Annotated in this window: 24 protein-coding genes; 17 read left to right on the top strand and 7 right to left on the bottom strand. The window is 35.9% G+C overall.

Features of this window, described 5'->3' with window-relative positions; translation table 4 throughout:
- Positions 1–34: 34 nt before the first annotated feature.
- Together trmD and GvMRE_RS02365 are read left to right on the top strand one after the other, a co-directional pair.
- On the top strand, positions 35–772 hold the full coding sequence (gene trmD, locus GvMRE_RS02370) for a tRNA (guanosine(37)-N1)-methyltransferase TrmD (RefSeq protein ID WP_147409686.1): 738 nt from the start codon (positions 35–37) through the stop codon (positions 770–772).
- 4 nt (positions 773–776) lie between these two features.
- The gene (locus tag GvMRE_RS02365; RefSeq protein ID WP_172575218.1) at positions 777–2,123 is read left to right on the top strand and encodes a dienelactone hydrolase family protein; all 1,347 of its coding nucleotides are present in this window, start codon (positions 777–779) and stop codon (positions 2,121–2,123) included.
- Positions 2,124–2,492: 369 nt separating this feature from the next.
- Here the strand turns inward: GvMRE_RS02365 and GvMRE_RS02360 are convergent, their stop codons facing one another.
- Positions 2,493–3,482, bottom strand: coding sequence for a hypothetical protein (locus tag GvMRE_RS02360; RefSeq protein WP_147409684.1), 990 nt, complete (start codon positions 3,480–3,482; stop codon positions 2,493–2,495).
- A 759-nt stretch (positions 3,483–4,241) separates the two neighbouring features.
- Between GvMRE_RS02360 and GvMRE_RS02355 the strand changes: the two genes are divergently transcribed.
- The 15 genes from GvMRE_RS02355 (at position 4,242) to GvMRE_RS02295 (ending at position 11,359) form a co-directional block, all read left to right on the top strand.
- Positions 4,242–4,472: a ribbon-helix-helix protein, CopG family gene (locus GvMRE_RS02355; RefSeq protein ID WP_147409683.1), complete on the top strand. Its 231-nt coding sequence runs from the start codon at positions 4,242–4,244 to the stop codon at positions 4,470–4,472.
- Positions 4,465–4,719 (top strand): type II toxin-antitoxin system RelE family toxin, encoded by a 255-nt coding sequence (locus GvMRE_RS02350; RefSeq protein WP_245939626.1) that lies wholly within the window; start codon positions 4,465–4,467, stop codon positions 4,717–4,719. Before GvMRE_RS02355 ends, GvMRE_RS02350 begins: the two co-directional genes overlap by 8 nt.
- Positions 4,720–5,046: 327 nt before the next feature.
- Positions 5,047–5,865: a coiled-coil domain-containing protein gene (locus tag GvMRE_RS02345; protein ID WP_147409682.1), complete on the top strand. Its 819-nt coding sequence runs from the start codon at positions 5,047–5,049 to the stop codon at positions 5,863–5,865.
- Complete coding sequence (locus GvMRE_RS02340; RefSeq protein ID WP_147409681.1) at positions 5,865–6,188, top strand: hypothetical protein; 324 nt, start codon at positions 5,865–5,867, stop codon at positions 6,186–6,188. Before GvMRE_RS02345 ends, GvMRE_RS02340 begins: the two co-directional genes overlap by 1 nt.
- A complete protein-coding gene (locus GvMRE_RS02335) occupies positions 6,181–6,360 on the top strand; it encodes a hypothetical protein (RefSeq protein ID WP_147409680.1) in 180 nt (59 codons plus the stop codon). The genes GvMRE_RS02340 and GvMRE_RS02335 overlap by 8 nt, the downstream gene beginning before the upstream one ends.
- Positions 6,354–6,518, top strand: coding sequence for a hypothetical protein (locus tag GvMRE_RS13385; protein WP_172575217.1), 165 nt, complete (start codon positions 6,354–6,356; stop codon positions 6,516–6,518). Before GvMRE_RS02335 ends, GvMRE_RS13385 begins: the two co-directional genes overlap by 7 nt.
- Complete coding sequence (locus GvMRE_RS02330) at positions 6,511–6,804, top strand: hypothetical protein (RefSeq protein ID WP_147409679.1); 294 nt, start codon at positions 6,511–6,513, stop codon at positions 6,802–6,804. The genes GvMRE_RS13385 and GvMRE_RS02330 overlap by 8 nt, the downstream gene beginning before the upstream one ends.
- Positions 6,794–6,943, top strand: a complete 150-nt coding sequence (locus tag GvMRE_RS13380; RefSeq protein WP_172575216.1) for a hypothetical protein — start codon at positions 6,794–6,796, stop codon at positions 6,941–6,943. Before GvMRE_RS02330 ends, GvMRE_RS13380 begins: the two co-directional genes overlap by 11 nt.
- 1 nt (position 6,944) lies before the next feature.
- Positions 6,945–7,778: a tyrosine-type recombinase/integrase gene (locus GvMRE_RS02325; protein ID WP_147409678.1), complete on the top strand. Its 834-nt coding sequence runs from the start codon at positions 6,945–6,947 to the stop codon at positions 7,776–7,778.
- Entirely contained in the window at positions 7,768–8,076 is a 309-nt protein-coding gene (locus GvMRE_RS02320; protein ID WP_147409677.1) for a hypothetical protein, read from the top strand. Before GvMRE_RS02325 ends, GvMRE_RS02320 begins: the two co-directional genes overlap by 11 nt.
- A 122-nt stretch (positions 8,077–8,198) precedes the next feature.
- The gene (locus tag GvMRE_RS02315) at positions 8,199–8,594 is read left to right on the top strand and encodes a hypothetical protein (RefSeq protein ID WP_147409676.1); all 396 of its coding nucleotides are present in this window, start codon (positions 8,199–8,201) and stop codon (positions 8,592–8,594) included.
- Positions 8,595–9,150: 556 nt separating this feature from the next.
- Complete coding sequence (locus GvMRE_RS02310) at positions 9,151–9,594, top strand: hypothetical protein (RefSeq protein WP_147409675.1); 444 nt, start codon at positions 9,151–9,153, stop codon at positions 9,592–9,594.
- Positions 9,595–9,599: 5 nt separating this feature from the next.
- Entirely contained in the window at positions 9,600–9,827 is a 228-nt protein-coding gene (locus GvMRE_RS02305) for a hypothetical protein (protein ID WP_147409674.1), read from the top strand.
- Positions 9,820–10,263 (top strand): hypothetical protein, encoded by a 444-nt coding sequence (locus GvMRE_RS02300; protein ID WP_147409380.1) that lies wholly within the window; start codon positions 9,820–9,822, stop codon positions 10,261–10,263. The genes GvMRE_RS02305 and GvMRE_RS02300 overlap by 8 nt, the downstream gene beginning before the upstream one ends.
- The gene (locus GvMRE_RS02295; RefSeq protein ID WP_147409673.1) at positions 10,256–11,359 is read left to right on the top strand and encodes a hypothetical protein; all 1,104 of its coding nucleotides are present in this window, start codon (positions 10,256–10,258) and stop codon (positions 11,357–11,359) included. The genes GvMRE_RS02300 and GvMRE_RS02295 overlap by 8 nt, the downstream gene beginning before the upstream one ends.
- A gap of 517 nt (positions 11,360–11,876) precedes the next feature.
- Here the strand turns inward: GvMRE_RS02295 and GvMRE_RS02290 are convergent.
- From GvMRE_RS02290 to GvMRE_RS02270, 6 genes are read right to left on the bottom strand one after another with little or no spacing between them, the layout of a single operon-like run.
- Positions 11,877–12,410: a hypothetical protein gene (locus GvMRE_RS02290; protein ID WP_147409672.1), complete on the bottom strand. Its 534-nt coding sequence runs from the start codon at positions 12,408–12,410 to the stop codon at positions 11,877–11,879.
- 52 nt (positions 12,411–12,462) lie between these two features.
- Positions 12,463–15,663 (bottom strand): hypothetical protein, encoded by a 3,201-nt coding sequence (locus GvMRE_RS02285; protein WP_147409671.1) that lies wholly within the window; start codon positions 15,661–15,663, stop codon positions 12,463–12,465.
- Positions 15,656–17,743: an AAA family ATPase gene (locus GvMRE_RS02280; protein ID WP_147409204.1), complete on the bottom strand. Its 2,088-nt coding sequence runs from the start codon at positions 17,741–17,743 to the stop codon at positions 15,656–15,658. The genes GvMRE_RS02285 and GvMRE_RS02280 overlap by 8 nt, the downstream gene beginning before the upstream one ends.
- Positions 17,743–19,419, bottom strand: coding sequence for a coiled-coil domain-containing protein (locus tag GvMRE_RS02275; protein ID WP_147409670.1), 1,677 nt, complete (start codon positions 19,417–19,419; stop codon positions 17,743–17,745). The genes GvMRE_RS02280 and GvMRE_RS02275 overlap by 1 nt, the downstream gene beginning before the upstream one ends.
- Positions 19,413–19,541, bottom strand: coding sequence for a hypothetical protein (locus GvMRE_RS14305; RefSeq protein ID WP_281267939.1), 129 nt, complete (start codon positions 19,539–19,541; stop codon positions 19,413–19,415). The genes GvMRE_RS02275 and GvMRE_RS14305 overlap by 7 nt, the downstream gene beginning before the upstream one ends.
- On the bottom strand, positions 19,534–20,643 hold the full coding sequence (locus GvMRE_RS02270) for a hypothetical protein (RefSeq protein ID WP_147409669.1): 1,110 nt from the start codon (positions 20,641–20,643) through the stop codon (positions 19,534–19,536). The genes GvMRE_RS14305 and GvMRE_RS02270 overlap by 8 nt, the downstream gene beginning before the upstream one ends.
- Between the last annotated feature and the right edge of the window lies 1 nt (position 20,644).

Below are 20,644 nucleotides of genomic sequence, written 5' to 3'. Positions count from 1 at the left end.
GTGTAAAAATGCAAACAAAAAAATTATTTATAGAATGAATCATAATTTTATTTATCTTACTTTGTTTCCGCAAACTTTTCATGCTTATTTTCAAATTTCTATGGCGAAAAGAGCACTTCAAAAAGGCTGCTTAAATTATCAAGTTTATAATATTAGGAATTGAGCCACCCGGAAACAAGCAGACGATTACATTTATGGCGGCGGTCCAGGAATGCTTTTGAAAATTGATTGCCTAGTAAAGACTTTAGCTGCCGTTTATGAAAATTATGGAAAAAATTGCTATGTTATTTTGCTTTCTCCTCAGGGAAAAAGGTTCACCCAAAAAGATGTCAAACGCTTAAATCAAAATAAAAATCTAGTTTTTTTATGTGGTCATTACGAAGGATTTGACGAAAGGATTCTCAATTATATTGATGAGCAAATTTCGGTAGGCGATTTCATTACCAGCGGCGGAGAAATACCAGCCTTACTAATCACCGAAGTTTTAATTAGGGCTCTGCCAGGAGTTCTCTCAACCGAAGTTTACCAAAACGAAACTTTTCAGACAGAAAATTTTTTTGATTTTGCGGCTTATACTCGGCCAGCCATTTTTGAGGGGCAAGAAGTTCCCGCGGTTTTATTATCAGGCAATCATCAAAAAATCCAAGAATGACGTAAAGAAAACAGTCAACAAAAGGCTCAAAAGCAAGGACAGGGTCCTTTTAATCAGCAAAAAATAATTCCCCAGGCAAATAAATGAAGACTAGCACTAATTACTAAAAATGAAAAATAATGACATGAAAAACAAAATAATCAATAATCCTGACCAATGAATTATTACCCTCAAAGGAGATTTTGTGAGAATCAAGAATAGTTTAACATCAATAGAAGAAAATTTAGAAAAAATTCGCCAAAAATTAAAAACTTCTAGACGCTTTTTGGAAAAAAGTCCCGAGCAAATTGCTAAGGAAAGATACGATAAAGTTTTAGAAGAAGTTAATTTTGATTACAATAAATTACATGATTGAATTTATGACGAGAAAAATAGAGATAAAGTTGAAGTAATTAAAAAATCGGAACTTTCTTATCATGATAGGAACAAAGTGATAGGAATAATAACTGAATATGTAGAAAAAACATTAAAGGAAAAATGAAGACTTAAATTTCTAGGAAAGCACAATGATTATTTTCGCGAGGCTTTAATTAATGAAGAAACTGGTCAAGTGTTTTACTATCTTCCTAACCAAATTGGTTGATTGGTGTATAAGCAAAATTTACAAATTCCTTACCCAAAAGTAATAAAATCAAAAGAAAAACACACTGCCACGCTTATTTTTCTCCATGGCACTTACGGAGCAGGCTCATTAGATCAAATGGTAAATGAATTTCCTGGTTTAAAAGTTATTCATCCTCACTCACCAACTTTACAATATGATATGTGGCATGGTTCTCGACCTGCCCCAGGCAGGCAATGTAAAGGCTGAATAAATATTACTGGTGATGCTTGGGAGATTATGGAAAACGATGTAGTTCCAAATAACCCGTCTCGTATAAATTATAAGGAAGTGGACCAATCAATCCATTTAGATTATCCCCAATTAATGCGAGCAGTGTCTTATGTTAACGAAATTATTGAACGAGAAATCGCGGACGGCATTCCATCCGAAAAAATTTTCGTTTCTGGCTATTCCCAAGGCGGTTTGTTAACTTTAGCAGTGGCCTTAACTTCCCAATATAAATTAGGTGGGTTTATTTCTCTTTGTGGTCTTTTGCCTCGTCGAGATAAATTGCTGAAAATAACCCAAGACAAGAATAAAGAAACCCCTATACTCATTATTAATAATTCTAAGGACTCTTGAATTCCTTTTTGAACCGGCGAAAAAACTTTTGAGATTTTGAAAAATAGAGGTTATAATGTTGAATTTACTACTTATTATGGGCTAGGGCACAGCTGAAAAAATGAAGACATAGTAAATTTTCTGAAAAAGTGTCTTTCACAAAAAATGCAAGCAGAAAAAAAACAGGCTTTATATCCTAAAAATAATTTCCCTATAAAAACATTAACCATAATCGGCATAAGTTCATTAGCAGTCATTTTAGTTATTTTTGGAATTTGGTTGCTCAAAAAAGGAAAAAAACGGTAAAAATTACTAGAAAAAAGAAAGTTATTTTTCCAACAAGATAGCACAAAAGACCAGAGCCCAAGAGTTAGAAAATGCCGAAGAGGAAGACATGGTTAATGAAAGAGTGATAAGAAAAAATTCCTACCCGCTCAACAGTGATAAGTTTATAAACTCCGTACTAGTCCCAAAGAAACCGAAGGCACTAAAATAATGAAAGTCGACCAGGAATAATTATTTCTACTAATGAATTAAATAAATGAGGAAAAAGATACATTTTTTACCCATTACTAGTAAAAAGTTTGATAAAAAATCCTTGGTTAGTAAACTCATGTTAGTAAATATAATTTTAGTGAGTGAAAAAAAAGAATTTTGTCCTCCTTTTTATTCTATCTATTTCTTGATTTTGTGGTTTTTGATGGTAATAACCATTGCAGTTATTCCTAAAACTAACACTCCACCAACTACTCCGAAAACAACTTTTTGTCCTTGTTTTTCTTCTTTGTTTGATGAGACAATTGCTTGACGATGAGAAGTATATTTGGCTTTTAAGGAGACAATTTGCTGTTGAACTTGTTGAACAAAATTGGCTACTTGCTGAGAAGTTTCTAGTTTATTTATATAGTCTTTTCAGTTTTCATTAGAAAGATTTGGAATTTTTAAGTCATTAATTTTAACTTGATGATTTTGTAAAAGTTTAGTGACTACTTTTTCGGCGGTTTTTTTAGCCTTGGTGTTTTGTTGTTTTTGAATTAATTTAACATTTAAATCATTAATTATTTGCTCCTTGGTTGAGTTATTATCTTTTTCATTTTCTCCAGAAGGAGTTGGTAAGTTTTCTAGTTTTTCGATGACAACTTGAATTTGTTCAGGTTGGGCATTGTCATCAGCAAGAATTTCTTGGGCTTGCTCAGTAACTTTTTCAACTTTCTCTTCTTTTTTAGGTTCGGGTTTAGGAGCCGGAGAAGATGGTCGGGAATCAGGAGGAGTAGTCGGAGCCGTAGATGGTTCACTTCCACTAGGACTTGAAGAAGGAGAACTGGAACTACTTCCGTCGTAACTTCCATAACCACCACTGTATCCGCTACCGGAAGAAGAATAATTGTTGCCAATGTCAGTAGAAGTATTAGAACCTCCGCCGCCATTACCGCCTGCTGGACTGCTTGTTGAAGTTGAAGGGTAATTTGGCATTTCTGTTGTATTTTGATTAGTAGCCGTAGGGTTGGTTTGGGCTTGGGGTTCTGCTCTTGGTGTTTGTTGATTAAATTGTTGCTGTTGTTGTGGTGGAGGAGGATTGAAGTTATTGTTGTTTTGCTGCTGCTGCTGCTGGTTCCGTTGTCTTTGTTGTTCTTGATATTGAAGAAAAATATATCGAATCTTCATTTCAGCAATTGAATTAACTAATGGTTTATAAAAAACCGTTGCTAAGTGTCGGTTAGTTAGTTGAGTAGATAATTACTAAAAAAATCTAAAATAAGCCTTAAAATCCCCAAAACAGCCTTTAAAAGCCTTTAATTTCCTGTTTTAAAATTTCTTGTCTCCGAGAGCAATTTTTAAGTCTTTTTTGTGCCAATTTGCTTATTTTTAGGGATTTTTCTTTACTTTTTCTCACTTTCTACTACAAGTAGAAAAAAGGGCCCGCAAGAAATTTTTTTCCTTTTCAGTAAAGAAAGACAACAAATTTGAAAAAATGTAAAAGAATACAATAATTTTGGCTAAGATTTCCTGGGATTATGAGAATTTTAAAAAGTATCAAGGGAGTAGATTTGAAGGATGTAATTAAGCTAAAAGGGATAGGATATCCCTTTGCTTATTTTATCCCGAAAATAATGCCTCACGGCATATTACTTCACAATATTCACATTTGACCCCCAATAATTAAGCCAGTAAATAAATTTTCATTCACATTCAAATAAAATTTACTGTCTCCATTTCTTATAAATGGAAAAATTTCTTCTTCGGCTTTTTTTGGCTGAAAATTGGCTGAATTTTTGAAGATTTTGGACGATTTTTGTTGAATTTCCTTATATATAAGGTTAATTATTGTATAATTAAAAATGATTATAAGGTTTTATGCGTGTTCTTCCCTTGAATGGTAGGCTTTTCCCTTTATGTGCGCGCGAATATGTTAAAAATAAATATATGACAAAAATAGAAGTAAAATTGCCAAAGAAACTTGAAGACCATCTTGATTATTTAGCAATTGTGAGTAAGCGACCGAAAGAATTTATTGTTCGAGAGGCTTTGATTAGGTATTTAGAGGATGCCGAGGACATAGCAAAAGTTTTTGAAAGAGAAAAAAAAAAAGGCGACAAAACTTATACTACTGAAGAATTATTACAGCATCTAAACTTAAAAGAAGTAAGTGTATAAAGTAGAATGAAAAGACCAAGCCAAAAAAGATTTAAAAAAACTTGACCGGTCAATGGCTAAAAAGATTGTTTATGAAGTAGAAACCCATTTGGTTAAAAATCCTACGGAATTGGGTAAACCCTTAACTGGTGATAGGAAAGGTCAATGGAGATATCGTTTCAGTAGTTATCGGGTTATTTATAAAATTAAAGAAAAAGAGTTAATAATCTTGGTATTAGAAGCAGGTCATCGTCGAGAGATTTATTAACTTTTAAGAGATGGACGAAAAAACAGAATCTAAAAAAAAAAGCGGTCTGTAAAAATGCAGACCGGAAAATTGACAAAATTAATTTACTTTTGGAAAAAATTTTGGTAGTTTTTGGTCGCTATTTTAGATTTTTTTGGCTTCAATTTTGATTAATTTTGAGAAAAAAAGTTGCTAAAAATTAGAGGGACAAATTTGCTTTTTTCCCGTGTGATGCGGACTTTAGAGATTTTTTGAGTGTAAAAAAATGAAAAATTGATAAAAGATTTTAATTCTGTATTAAAAATAATTAACAGGTATTCAAGTTCACTTATCTATAGCCAAATAGATATGAAAGAACAAATTATCAAAAACAACGGGGTGTTGGCCGACCACGACCCTCAACGGCTAAATCAAACTATCACAGGAACCCTAACCTCCCGAATAGAAAAAAGAGAAAAAGATAATGAAACCTACTATTACGGCTTTTTCAGCATAGAAAACCAAACCCAAGAAATCCCCGTAGTATTCAAAGGTCGGCCTCGGGGATATGGAAATGATAACGACTATAAGCCAAATATCCCCAAAGGAAGCCAAGTCCAACTAAAAGGAAATTGAGCCAACAGCAACAGTAGCCGACCCAGTTTCACCTGCCACCATTACCAAATCCTTTCCAACCCACCCCCACTCACCACCAAATCCCTCCAAAAACAAATCCAACCTCTCCTTTCCATAGCTTGAGAACAGCGGAAGAGTTGAACCCAAACTACCGAATTCTTAACTAAAAAGCAAGAGCAACTTAGAGAATTAGAAAGATACCAAAAATATCCTTCTTTACTCCAAGCCTATTTAGACTTAAAAGCTTTTTATTACTCGAATGAATACTATAAGCAAAAATTAGTCTGAGATGGCCCAACTACTTTCTTGGAAAAAATTGCTTCTGAATTAGAAGACACAGAGAGAAGAATTAAAGCAATCCAAGCCCAAGACAAGGCTAACCAAAGAATAAGAGAACTCGAACAAAAAATATCTGACCTAGAAAAACAAAACCAAGACTTAGATTATTTGCTAACCAGTGGCAAAAACAGTGAAATTATTAAGAAACTACAAACTAAAATCCAAGAACTGAATAAAAAAACTGATGAAATTGAAAAGGAGGTCAACCAATAATGGGAGCCTCCACCAACTACCGAGACATAAATATCCATAACTACCTAAGGGAATTAGATTGTTCCCAATGTAGTCAACCCTTCACAGAACAAGACCTCAAAGAAGACAACTTTTCCCTCTGATGGGACACCTCCAATGACATAGAATTCAAACCCCTCGGGAGAAACTGACACTGACTAGGAGTAATTGTTAAAGATATCACTCACAAATTAATCACCAGTGAAACAATTGATGATTATTATAATTGTCCTGATTTAGTTGAAGGGGAAGACATTGAAGAACTCAAAGAAATGCCCGAAACTAAGGAGGTAATCCATGAATAATCTTTGAATCAAAATCAAATCCTGATTTAAACCAAAACCAATAATTAAGCCTACTCCTCAACCAATAACTAGTCTAGTGAAGTCTTTCAACCCTAAGCATCACAAGAAACTAATCAAAAAGCTCACTAAACAAATCCGAAAAAACGAACAAAAAAGGAGGTCGGCATGTTAATTCTAATCCTCACCGGTATTAACCTTCTTTTCTTGCTTGGCATACTCTTTTGAATAGCAAATAAAAACTGTTCCCATTGCCAAAAAGAAATGAAACCTAAGAGAGTATTCACCCTGAAAGATAAATGTCAGGAATGTGAAAGGAGGAAAGATGACTAAAACCTACCAATTCCTTGGCAAAATAATCAATTTTCAGCAAAAGAAAATTTACAGCAAAACCAAACCTGAATATTACGGCCAATCTTACTACAAACTAGAAATCTTGACTCCGGAGCAAAGAATCAAAGGCCTTTATGTTTTTGCTAATTTACTGAAAAACCAGCAAATTTGACCCGAAATAGAACAAGCTGAATGTCTGAATAAACAATACCTCTTTTTTTACCAAAGAGGTCGAATGAATGCTACTCTTTTAGTGGATTGGAAGGAATTAGAGCATGAAAACTAAACTTTGCCAATACCAAGCTCCTAATTGCCAAAAAACAGCCACTTTTCAGCATATTCTCAAATTAGGTTCAGTGAAAATAAGTAAGCAATGAGTTTGTGCCAGCTGTAAACAACACCTAGAAAAGGAGGTAAATAAATAGCATGAAAAACAATTTAACCTCGTATATCAAGTGATTACAAGACAAAAACTTATCTCCTAACACTCTTTATATCTACCAAAAAGTAGTGAATAAGTATTACGGAAACAAACCACTCACTACAGAAAATATTCTCACCTTTACCAAAAGACTAGTCCAAAAAAGAGAGCCAGCCACTTGTCAACTGTACCTAGCAGCTTTAAAGTCTTATGCCCAGTATCAAAAAAAGCAACCAGGAATTGATTGAACCAGAATCAAAAACTTTATCCCTAAAAAAGTCCGAAAGTTCTTCACCACTATCGACCAAGCAGAGTTAAGCCAATTAAAGCAAGTTAGATTTGAAGCAAAAGAAACTACTTATCAAAGAAACAACTTAATTCTGGATTTTCTTTTTTATAGTGGCTTACGGGCTTCGGAATTAGTAAATATCAGGCATCGTGATTGAGAAAACAATTCTTTGCGAGTTCATGGCAAAGGAAACAAGATTAGATATGTCTTTTTACCTGATTTTCTAGTGAAACATTTACAACCCCATTCACTAGGGTATTTATTCACCCGTTGAAAAGGATTAAAAATCATTGCCGACCAAGTGCGGGAAGTAATCAGAGAAAGAGCAAAATTAGCCAACTTAAAAAAGTGAGTTAGTCCTCATACTTTCCGGAGAAGTTTTGCCACTCTCCTAGATAGAAAAGGAGCTAGATTAACCACTATTCAAAAACTCTTGGGTCATTCTAATCTAGAAACCACAGCTCAGTATATCCACAATGACTATAATACTCTTTACCAGGATTATAGTAAACTGTGGCTAACCCCCGAAAGGAGACAATATGAAGTTTAAATACAATTATCTCCATAATACCTTAGCATACCAAAACGAGGAATATTGAAACGAAATCACCGAAGACCGACAATTCCAAGGCCACTTTGGCAGTCAAGGATTTATGCTAGAAAATGGCTGAATATCTTTTACCATCTATGAAACAAAAATACGGACATTTTATAAAGAAGTGGAGAGTCCAACCTGATTTACTTACTACCGAAAAGATTTATCCAGAGAATGCCCCATAATCTTTACCTTTACAGCCCAAGATGAAGTAGAGAAAATCAACGGCAAATGGAGGAGTAAACATGCTTAGCGTTCCAGTTAAAAACACCCTCTCCAAGTCCCGTATCACACGAGACTTACAGAGAGAAAATAAAACGGTGTCCGTAAACCGTCCCTATAAAAACAGTCTGCTCGGAGGTCAGAAAAAGTAGCATGGTAGGTCGTAAACCCCAACTCCAAAGACAAGCCCGAACTATCACTGTCAGAGGTGGTGACGAAGTCTATACCCGTCTATCCAAAAGGCAATATGAGACTAGAAGAGAACACTTTGATGATAACCCTCCATCTCACCTAGCAGGCTTTGATTATGATGATTGAGTAGGAATGGGCAGCCAAGGAGGAAGACCCCGAAAGTGAACCAGTGAAGCAGAAAGAAAAAAAACTGCCCGAGCCAAAGCAAAACTAGCCCGAGGTGAACCTCTCACTCACCAGGAAAGAGAACTCTTGGGCTTGGTTAAGAAAAGACCTGGTGCTTACCAAAGCACTCTGGGTCGAGCCATGACCTCCCAAGAAAGAAAAGCTAAATGGAAAGCTGCTCGAAAGAGTTAATTAATGGTCTTTTGCTGGCCAGACCTAAAAGAAACTAGTATCTTTGAAACCACTTAATCTGCCAATAATCTAGTTTAAGTAGACTGAGAACCAATGGAACTGAAAGCATCGACACTAGTGCTTGCCAATAGGTGATACCATGAATAAGGTGAAAACATTGGACCCATCAAAGTCCTCACTTTTTTATTTTAGTGATTAAGTTTACCTAGAGAAAGAACAGTCTTTTTCTTATTAATCTTTTTACAAACTCTACAGGGAAAGAACAAGCTTGAATTTTGCCTAAAAATGCCCTTTTTTGCCTGTTTCCCTTTGTTAGTATTCCATTTAGTATTCAGCATTTTTATTTATAAAAATCTGTATTCTATTTGATGTTCTACTTTACGGAGTATCCCCCTTAACCTTACCAAATTAAAAATAAAGGTGATGGCTAATGGTAAAAGAAAAAAGTTAGTTAAATAAAAATGAAAGCACACGAAAGACACACGACCCTCGTGTGCTGCTGTAATTCTAAAAAGTTAATAAATTAAAGCTTAGCAAGAAGGCTAAAATCCTTATTATGAATAACTTTTGAACCCAACTTGAAAACCAACAACTAGCCAACAAAGAAGCAACTGAGAAATATTTACTGACTAAACTTGGCTCTCCCAAAACCGAAATCCAAACCAACCTTTACGGAGAAATCTTAAAGAAAATAGTCTCTTACTACTTCACCTCTGAAGAACCCCAAAACTACACCACCTACTCCCTCTTTGGCTCCATCACTGAAATCTCAGAAAAGAAATATAAAGAAGGCAAAAACAAAGGTCAAACTTATTATGTCCTCAAACTCGGAGGAGGAAACACTAAAGAAACTCTCCAAGCCCGAAAAGAAAACCTCACCCAAGAGAAATGAAACCAAATCACTAAATTAGCCATCTTAGGCCAGAATTTAGTTTTCAAGTATCGAAAATGAATCACCAACAAACAAGTTTTAGACTTCTATCCCCAAGGCAAAAAGTAAGCATTATGAACTATCCAAGAAAAAATAATTTACTTTGTAAATTAAAAAAAAATAAACCCACCCAAGGCACTAGCGGGACGGAGATGCTGACTGGCTGGTTGTCTGTGAGATATCACTTACCCAGCGGGGTAAGGATAAATCCTGACTTCAGCGTCAGCAAATCCTTCCCCCGCTGGCCTTGTTGGCCCTTATGTATACGGGAAAAATATTTAGGAGGTAAAGAAAATGAATAGAATATTAAGTATTGACCCCTCAGGGACAGGAACCACAGGAATTTATTTTAAGAATGGCAAACAAGAGAAGTTTAATCACTATCAAGGAAAAGAGTGGCAAAAACACTATGATTTTATTGTTTCTTTAGTCAAAACCTATCAGCCCACTGTTTTGCTTTACGAACACACGAATTTTATTAACACCAAAGGCAAGGACATGACCAGTTTATTAAAGTTGCTGGGAACCCTAGAAGTATTGCCGGTGGAGAAGGTGAAGAGTGTGCCAGTTAATCAGGTGAAAGCCTTAAAAACCAAACTACTTAGTGGAACCAAAACCATAGCAGGCTTAGAGTTTAAGAAAGGCCGAGGTAAAGGGTGAAGTTGAAAGAACCAGAGAATTAGTATCCATGAACTAGATGCTTGGTTAGTTTACTGATTAGGGAGGGAATATGAGTAAGTTAATTAACTGGAAAGGAATTTACAAACTCTCTCCACTCTTTCACATCTACTTTACAAGCCGTAAAAGAGGAAAGTCTGACACTAAGGGCTGGTTCTTTTTAGAGGAAATAATCAAACCTAACAACACTTCCCGTTTTGCTTGAATTCGTCGTCGTTGACATGACAGTCTCCTTTCCACCAAACCTTTTTTTGAAGACTTAGTAGCCAAGTTTTGTGAAGAGTATCCTAATCTCAACCGTAATCACTTCGAAATCAAAGAACGAGGACTATTCTACCAAGGAACTAAAAGAATAGATTTTTACGACCTCTTTTCTTACCAAAGAGCCCGAGGAGCCATTGCCCGAACTGTTTACCAAGAAATCGTCTTTGAAGAAGCTATTCCGATTGACCAAGAATTCCTCTATGTCGGGGGTCGAACTGAACAGTGAATGTTTAAGGACTTAATTGATAGTTTGAAGGGCAGGAAGGGCAAGGATGGCAAAGCCTTGCCACTTCAAACTAAAATCACTTTTCTGGCTAATCCTTATTTATTTAGTGCTTGGTTTTTAGATGTTTTTAAGAATATTCATAAGTTACGGAAGTTGGCAGAAGAGAAAAAGAGCAAGAATGATAACTCCGGAGTATTAGAGATTGCCAAAGACGAGCAAGGAGTAGAATGATTGTTATATCTCAACTTAATTGAAGGTGAATATGATGCTCACTCCCGAGCCTTAGAAGAGAAAATCAACCCTAGCACCGTTAATTGAGATGATTTCATGATTGATGAAGACCAAATGAAAAAGTATCGGATAGTTTACTCCATCCAAGACTTCTTTTTTTGTGAATTAGGAGAAAGGAAAGTCCACAAGAAATATGCTTTGCTGCATTTCACCAAAAACACTAAGCAGACTGATAGCACTCTCATTAACTTTTGCTTTGATTGAGAAGAAGTTGCCAAGAGTAAGTTAAAGAATTGTAGATTGAGAAAAAAAGAAGAAATTGTTAAGAAATGAGTAAAGATGCTTAAAGAAGGAATGTTGTCTTTTAGGGATTATCGGGGGAGGGACTGATTTTTGGAACAAATAAAAGGAGTTCAAGCCTCAACTAAGAAATAACCTTTATTAAGGAAAAGTATAACAAAAAAGCACAGTAAAAAAACTATCCACATAAAATTATAGTGAAAGGATAAAAGTATTATAAAAATGCTTAGGTTTTCCATGTCAAGGATAATTTAAGTTTACACACTCTGAAACTTTCTAAAATGTTATCCTAAGAAAAAAAAGGTTTTTTAGGATGAGTTCTGTTCTTAGCGTTCCAAGCAAAAAACACCTCTCCAAGTCTCGTATTTTACAAGACTTAAAAGGAGTGATAATTAGACTTGACACGATAAGGTATATAAGCAAAAACAGCACTAAAGAGGAAGTAAAAAGGAGAATTGAATGGGTAAAGTTAGTTGGGTAGTCTTTGTCGACCCTTGCCTTATATTTCTCTTTATGTTTTTGCTGGTTTTTATTGGGTGAGGGTATTTATAGGTGAATGTTTTTTGTTTAGGGAAATGTTGAGAAAGTTATTGTTTTTTTCTAGTTAGGAAGTAAATAAGGAGGGCAATTAATCCTAACATTCCAATTCCTCCTAAAATTCACGGGAGATAATTCTTCGGTTTGGATGGATTGCTCTCTCTCTCTCTCTCTCTCTCTCTCTCTCTCTCTCTTCAATTGAATGAGATTGTTTGGATTGAGGGTTAGTTTTTGTTTGATTGAAGGATGAAGATTGTTGTTTTTGTTGGCAATTTTCTTTGTGTTCAATTGGTTTAATATCACCATAATCATTTTTCTTTACTGTGGCACCACATTCTTTACATATTTCGTCAGCACCATAAAAAATTGCTCCTATATCTGTTCTTATTCTATCACTATGAACACCACCATTTTGTTTAATTGAACATTTCATATCTCCTATATCAGTAACTATTTCAGTTAATTCTTTTAATTCTTCTTGTAATTGATTTTTCTTTTTTTCTTCTCAATCTTCACTATCTGCTAATGATTTTTCTGTGCTTTCTTTGAGTTTAGCAGCATCACAAATTACACAAGACACTCCATCTTTAAATTGTCACTTGCTTCATTTTTTTCTTATATTTTCTTCTTTGCTTATTTCTTCACTCATGATAATTATAGTTTTAATTATGACATATCAAAACTATTTTTTTATTTTTAGCTTAGTCAGCATCATCGTCATCATCTCCTAAATCAGGAGGAGGTATGTCAGGGTTTCCCGTATCTGGGTCTTGTCCTGGGTCAGGTTCATTCGGATCGACTTCGGGTGGGTCAGGTTCGATTGGTGGTGGGTCAATGTCTGGAAACTCATCTGGGTCAGCTGGGTCAATGTCTGGAGGAATATCAGGCTCGATTGGTGGTATTTCTGGTTCACCTCCGGTTGGGTCGAAAGGGTCAACTTCGGGAAAGTCATTATCAGGGACAATATCACCATCACCAACATCAGGGACATTTATTTCCGGGTCAGATAGAGGAATTTCTGTCTCTCCTCCACTTCCTGCTGGTGGACTTCAGTCTAGTTGGTCGAAGTCATCATGACCTGGGATTTTTTGCCATTCAATTCTAGTTTTAGTATCTCCTTCTAGCCTTCAAGTTATAGTATCTCCACTGGGAACATAACCATAAGCTTTTGTCATGCCTTTGCCACTGGATAATTGATGGCTGGCTTTTTCTCAGACATCACCTTGACTGCCTAACCTTCCTGCTACTCCATTCACGGTTAAGTTATATTGAGGACTAGTAGCATCACCCATAGCACTAAACCAAGGTTCATAAGGCAATCCCTTGTGAATAGTATCTCAACTATCACTGCTGCCATTTCGGTAGTTATTATGGAGAGCATCAAATAAAGGAGTATCTTGGGCTCCACAACCGATACAGGAATAGATATCGACAAATTTCTTAACAGGTTTCGGGAATTCTAAAATAAATGCTCCGTGAGTATGCCCGTCGGCTAATTCATTGTTTTGGAACATGGGATACAAAGCCATTCAGTGGTCTTGAGTTCCATCTTCGTATTCTATAAAATAATGTCCTCTTTGGTGGTAATTTGAACCTTTATCTCGGGTACTATTAGAGATTTCTGGTTCTCCTCCTTCTTGGATGGCTTGGGCTGTGTAGAAGTCGGCACCTAGTCCTAGTTTTATTCGGTCATTTTTAACCCCTGCAAATCTTAAATCAGGATTAACAAAATGCTTTTTCTTGTCTTCATAAAAAGTCACACCTACGGCAAAGCATCCTGCCATTCTTCCGTCAGGGTCATAATCTAAATATAATTCTCTGCTTTGATAAAATCCTGGTTTGAGAATATTACCCAGTTTTTCGAAAGTAATATTTAAAGGGTAGGTGATAGGATTTTCGTTGTTGTTGTGAATTAAGTTATTAAAAAGATTTTTACTAATGTGAATTCTAGCTTCAAAACGAGGTAAAGCCGAACGGAGGAAAAAGTCATATAAATTATAAGGAAACTGAACTGAATTAGAATAAAAGATACTTGGTTCTATCATCGTTTCACCAGTAGAGACAACACTTTGAAACATTCGGGCTGTCTGTTGTTCTTGAACTCGGTTAATTTTTTCTCGGTCTAATCCTTTACTTTTAAAACCATCTTTACCAGTCATTAAATCTTTGGTGAGTTTTTCCATGGGCTTTTTGGCTTTGCCACCATCAATTGCTCCCAAAGAAAGAAATTTTACTATACCACTGCCAATACTTTTAGCTGTATTGTGGACAGCATCAATGGCATCTCTAACCAGATTTCAAGTCACTATGCCTTGTCTGATATCTAATTTTCACTTAAAAGGAATTTCTCCACTTTTGAAAATAAAATAAGTGCCAACCGGAGAAACATAAATATCTACTGTGGCTCTAATTCTATTGTCTTGGTCAATATCCATGTAAAGGAGATTAGTAGAAAAAATAATATCTCTTAAAAAACAGAATTGAAAAGAACTATGTTTAGGCAGATGGGGTTGCTCTTTTATTTCCGGAGGCAGATCGATAATTAGCTCTCTTCTTCAAGCCTTAAAAAGACATTTATCATCATAATAATCAGTGGGAGCAACAAAAACGTCATACTCTTCACTTTTTGTAAGTAAACTTCCTCAATCAGATTGTTTTACCTTTTCAACATGGTAAGCACCAGGGATAAAGATGTCAGTGTCTTTTAATACTGTTCCTCCTCCAAACATATCAGGAAGTTGTCTTAATCTAAACAAAGCTCATTTGATATTTATTTGGCTGTCTAAATCTCTTAAAGAAAATTGTTTATTCCCTAAATCTTGGCAAAAGGAAAAACAAAGTCGATGTTTGCCTTCTAATACATTTTCAGGATTAGGCAAGTTTCTGTTATGGTAAACAGGATGATTCCCACTAACTAAACTACCCATAGCATTTACAATTCATGGCAAATCTTTCCAAACTCAATCTTCTCTCAAATAAACACTAACATAAAGGTTTCTCGGGTTCAAATAATTAAATCCGTCCACAACATAAACTTTCACACTTTTCTGATGAAACCAAACACAAAATAAGTAAGGATTATTAAGACTAAAACCTTTTCTATTCTGACAAACTATCTCCAAGCCTTCATGAGTGTCTTTTTTAATAAATCCTAACTGTAAGAAAGGTAAGCCATCACTAATACTCTCGGAGCCCAAGTCAAATAATCTGTCTCGGGCTTGTTCCATGTTTTTTAAAGATTGTTTTCATTCACTGGTTCCTAACTTTCCTGCTTCTCAATCTTTGAGGAAATTCTTTAAGGCTAATCAGATGCCTCGGGCAATATCAGTGCCTTTTTGTTCGATTAGATTGAGCCACTTTCGATAAAACACCCAAGAGATATTAAGGTTAGTTCTCCCCTCTTTTAGTTTTTCAATATCACTTTCAATTAATTCTTGTAGTTTAGTTTCTTCAAAGAATTCTACATTATTAAATCCTTCTCAAACTTTCTTGGCTTCGGATTTGCCGAGATATTCTCTTTCAAAAATAAGTAAATCTAGGAAAAGACTGCTACTTTCTCCAATGATTTTGTTGTTGAGTAGTCTTTTACATCGGAATAAAAGAGTTTTGTCTCCTTCGTTGCTTTCTAACACGGGATAAATATTCTCCTTAAAATAACCAGCAAAAGAGTTGATTAAGTTTTCTAACTTTCCATTCAACTCTTGGCAATACTGGGTGAATTTAGTTTTGATTTCTTGGTAAGGTTTGGGTAAGGGTAGTAGTCGGTATTCTTTATTCCACATATTAGGATACTGGTCTTTCATTCGTGAGAAATCAACAAATAAGAATAAACTGTCCCATAATTCCTTTCGGGTATTAATATCTATCTCTTGAATTTGATTGGATTGCTCGATACTAACCATGATATTCTCCTCCCATATTCTCGGCTCAACCCGGAGCCAAGTTTAAGTTTTTTACAAAACACATACAATTAACTTTGTGATTATTCCTAATATCTTTGGCATAAGGACAATTCTCATCCTTTCCTTCCCTTTGTAAAAAGTCTCAATCATAGTTTATGGGGTCCTCGGTTAGAGGGCTTTCAGGCTCCAAGAAATCACTAATCAGAGTAGGGATTAGTTTCAGTAAAATATTATTCTTGGCTCCTCGGATAGAGAAAGTTCAAGTGAGAGTTTTCTTTAAGAGTTCTTCTTGGTTGAAAAGGTGATAAATCTCTTGTCAATTCTTGCCGTAAATTCTTTGGAAAGCATTGTTGAGTTTCTTTAATTCAGACTGTAAAACCACTCTCACCACCTCTAATCTTTCCAAATAACCAAGAGGCAAGACTTCCACTCTGATAGCAAATCTATCAGCTACAAAAGAAGGAACATCTTCCGGACGGTTCACGGTGCTAATGAAAATACACTCATTAGTCGGAGTAGGGAAATCTAAAAAAGTGTCTCGGTAGTTTTTGTTTCCAGTAATATCCGTGGGAATACCTGCTGCTTCTTTACATTCTCGGGCTGCTTTTTCAATCTCGTCAAAAACAATCACACAAGCTCGGTCTTCATAACGGCTGATGGCTTTCAATACTTCTCCGGGTTCGGCTCCAGGGTTTTCAATGTTAGTTCCCGTAATTAAAGAAGCATTTAATTTGCCGTTCATTCCGATTATATGTAATCCTCTGCCTAATGCTCGGGCTATGGCTTGGCTGATATAAGTTTTTCCTAGTCCTGGTTCTCCTAAAAGCATAATCATTAACTGGGCTGGAGGTGGGGTGTTATTTCTTTTGGCAAAGTGATAACTACGAAGGTATTTTTCCACTATTTGGATGATATTTTGATAGCCGATTACTTTCTGGTAGCCTTCCTCTTCTCCTCTAATTCTGGTGCGGAAGACTTCGACAGTGGGGAGTTCTATGTATTCGGGTTCATAGGCTTTGAGACAACCTTCGAGGTTTTTTAGCCTTAAAGCAATTCTGGGCTTACGGTTGGAGGTGTCAGGGAGTTTTTTTCACTCTTTTTCGGTTTTGGTGTGGAGGATTTTTAATCTTTCTAGGTAGGGAATAGTTTCATCTCACTCATTTCCTTCGGGAGGTTTAGTGGTTCCGGTTTCTTCGGTCATTTCTTCTTCATATTGAGCTTCTGTGATGTATTTTCTCCTGCCTGTGACTGGGTCGATTACGGGAACTACGGAGACCCCGAACATTTTAATAAAAAGCCGGTTAAATCTTGGGTAATACTTGCTAAAATCCAGGATAGTTAAGGCAAAATTGTTTAATAGTCGGCTCAGGCTGTTTAGTTCGTAAACATCTTGCTTTACTGTGGAGACATTCTCATCTTTTTTGCTTCGGTGGTGTTCTTTATTGACATGGTTGATTTTATCAGTAGTGTTTTTTCGGTTAGAGTTTCGATTACCTTGTCCTTGCTCTTGGGTTTGAGTGGATAGTTGTTGTTGTCGGCTAAATCCTCCGTAAGTTCCTGAGGATAAATCTACGTTACTAAAAGTAGGAGTGTTCTTTTGATTACTCTGTTTTTGATCACTTCAATTTTGGTTTTCATTTCCTTGGGTGGTAGTTCTTCCCCCTTGGGTTTGGGTTTTATCGTAGTTTTGGGAAGTTCGAGTGTCCGTGGTTAGTTTCAAAGGTTTTAGTCATTGCTTAATGTTCCTAAAAACATCTTGCCATAATCATTCTGTCCTTCTGATTTCAGCAATCACAAAAGTAAGTTCAGCTGTGAATTGGGCCATAAAGTCATCCTCGTAGGGTTCGAAAGTTCGATATTGGTATTTCAGAAAATAATGCTTGGCAATAAAAACAGCATTCATGCCATAACCACTCATGAGGGTTTTTCGGGTTTCTTCAGCTGTGAGAGTGGCAGGCACTAAATCATAGACTACGGATTCTAGTCTTGGTTTCATTTCGGTTTTGGCTCAGAATTCTGGAAAGCCATTGGGGAATAATCTTGCTAGGGATTGTTTAGGGACTGTTCTTGGTTCAGTCATTATTCACTCCTCCTTTTTAGGTCAAATTCTTTTTCCAGGATTTCACTAGCTGAGGAATATGGGTATTTTTGCCAAAGTTCGTCAGTGATTAAGTCGGCTTCATTAAATTCTTTGACATTGGGACGACAAGTAGAGCAGATTAAGTATTCTTGGAGGGTTTGGTCTAGTTTCATTTTAGTAGGGACTTGGTGGTGGTTTTTTTGGCAGGTGTGGCAGGTGAATTGGATGGGTTGTTCTTGGATTTGTTTTTCGGCTGCTTTTCTGGCTTTTACAGAGCAGGAACGACAGAAAGAATGATTGGCAAATTGTCGGCTTAATTCTTGGTGAGATTTGGTTTGATTACAGTCGGAGCAGGTGAAGATGGTTTGTTCTGGTTTTTGGACGGGTTTTACTGGCTTTTCTTGGCTGGCTGTGGTTTTACTTAACTTCTCCTCTAATTCTCTTATTCTTTGATTTGCTTCCACCAAAGCTTTTTCGGCTTCTTGGCTGAGGGTTTGGGACTTTGGTTTTGATTCTAGTTCTTTTATTCTTTCTTCAGCATTGAATAACTCAGCAGAGGTTTTGGAGAGATTTAAAAGGTGATTTTGAGCTGTTTTACTCCAATAACTAACCTGTTGCTGTAAATCTTTCACATTATTGGCTGGTTTGCTAGGTTGAGTTGGTTTTAAGAGGGGGCTGTCGGGAGGGGTTGGATATTGGACAATAGGGGAGGGTGAATTGTTAGTTTTTACTGGTTTCAAAGGTGGTGTTGGTGGGGGAGTTAGTAATTGGTTGTTGGTTTGGGTGAAGGTTTGGTTTTCTTTCTGTAAGTCTTGGAGGGATTGGAGAGTATTAGTAAGAGAGGTAGATTTTTCTTGCAGGGTGGTTTGAAGATTAGTGAGGTTTTGTTCTAGCTGGTTAGCTTTTTCTTTGTTTTGTTTTAGTTCAACATTAGTTTCAGTTAAAGTTTGGTTTTTGTTTTGTAAGCTTTGATTGGTTTGCTTGGCTTTGGTGAGTTGTTTGGTTAGGTCGTTTTTTTCTTTTTGGCTGGTATTAGTTAATTGGGTGATTTCTTGTCGTAAATCAGTGATGGTTTGGTTAAGAGTTTGTTCACTACTTTTCTTTTGAATGCGTAAATTAGTAAATTCTTGGTTAAGTTTATTCTCGTCTTCTTGCTTAGTTCTTTTTAAATTCTCTATTTGCTGATTTAAGTTGGTAATAGTGTTATTTAGGTTAGTTACAGCCTGGTTTTTGGCTTCATTTAGACGGTTGATTTCAGTTTGTTTAGCCTGAATTTGCTCTTCTTTTTGCTGGATTTGTTGTTGATAATTAGTTTCCTTAGGAGAATTATCAGCACAAAAATGAACCAGTTGGGTTAATGCTTCTAACCCTTCAATTTTTTGGAGACTAGTGTTTTGGTAAACATTTAGACTTTTTATTTTTGGGCAATTAACAATTTTTAGACTGGTTAGTTTTTCACTGCCGTGAAATTGAAATGCTTCTAAATTAACAAAATCTTTTAATTCTAAAGCACCTTCTAAGTCAGCTTCAGGTAGGAAAAAGTTTTGCTTTTTAGTGGTTCACTTACTGTCATAAAAAGCTCTTTCTCGGTTGGCTGTAAAACTAAGTTCTTGGAGATTTAGTTTACTTTCTTTAGTAGGAAACTTTTCATTTAGTCATTCTTGGGCATTTACCATATTAGTGAGTTCCTCCTTTTGCTCTCTCTCTCTCTCTCTCTCTCTCTCTCTTGGTATTTTTTTGGTTTTGGTGGGACATACACTTTTTTTGTTTTTGGTAGTTTTTCGTCAGGATTAGTCATTTTCTACCTCCTGTAATCTTGCTTCTCGGGCTGTGAGTAATTCTTCCAAGAGAGTTTTTTGCTTGGTTAATTTAGTGTCTTGGGTATTGATTTTCTCTAACTGTTCTCGGATAGTTTTGGTTTGGTTAGTGATAGTCTTATCTTTTTCTGTAATCTTGGTTTGTAATTCCCCTTTATCTTGGTTGAGTTGATTAATTTGGGTTTGTTTTTGTTGATTTTGTTCTTGGGCTTGGTCTAGTTTGTTGTGGGTTTGATTGAGTTCTTTTTCTAAGTTCTTTAATCCTTGGTTGAGTTGGGTAATTCTGATTTCCTTTTGTTCTGAGATTTGGTTTAAGTTAGTTTCTCTTTCTTGACTTTGAGTGAGTTGTTGGTTGAGGTTGGTTATTTCTTGCTGTTTAGTTTTGATTTCCTTATTAGAGTTCTCTAATTGGGTGGTGAGTTCTTTTACTTCTCCCTTTAAATTCTCAATGGTTTTTAAGGAGTTTTGGTGTTCTAAGGATAAATTATGGTAAGTCTGATTTTTTTCTTGTAATTCCTTTTGAGTTTCTTTAATTTGAGTTGATAAAGTGGTTTTGGTGTTTTTTCATTGGTTGGCTTTTTCTTGCCACTCTTGGGTTTCTTTTTGGTGGCTTTCTTTTTCTTTCTCTAACTGCTGCTGTAATTCTCCTTTATCTTTTCAGTGTTGGTTGTTGGCTTGCTGTTCTTTGGTGAATAACTCTTGATAGTGGTTTAATTGGGTGGTGAGTTCCTTTTCTTGGTTGGTTCATTCTTGTTTTTCATTAGTTCACTTCTCGGTGAGTTCTTTTAGGAGTTCTTGGGCTTGCTTTTGGTTGGTGATTTTCTTTTGGGCAAGGGTGATTAGGGCTGACTTTTCTTGTTCTAACTGTTCTTTTCTTTGGATGGCGAGGAGAGTGAGGGCTTTAATTTGTCGGTCTTTTTCTTTGTTTTCTTTAGATAAGTTTTCCACTATGACCACATCTACGGAGTTTTGGAGAGTGGTGAGGTCATTTTCAAGAATGTTCCTTTCTTGGGTTCATTGATTAGTTTTTTTGGCAATATCATTGCTTCACATTTGTCGTAACATTCGGGCTTGGTAATTCATA

The sequence above is a fragment of the endosymbiont GvMRE of Glomus versiforme genome (assembly GCF_003546845.1).
Note: the sequence above shows the minus strand (reverse complement) of the source record. Positions and strands in the feature narration are given on the sequence as shown.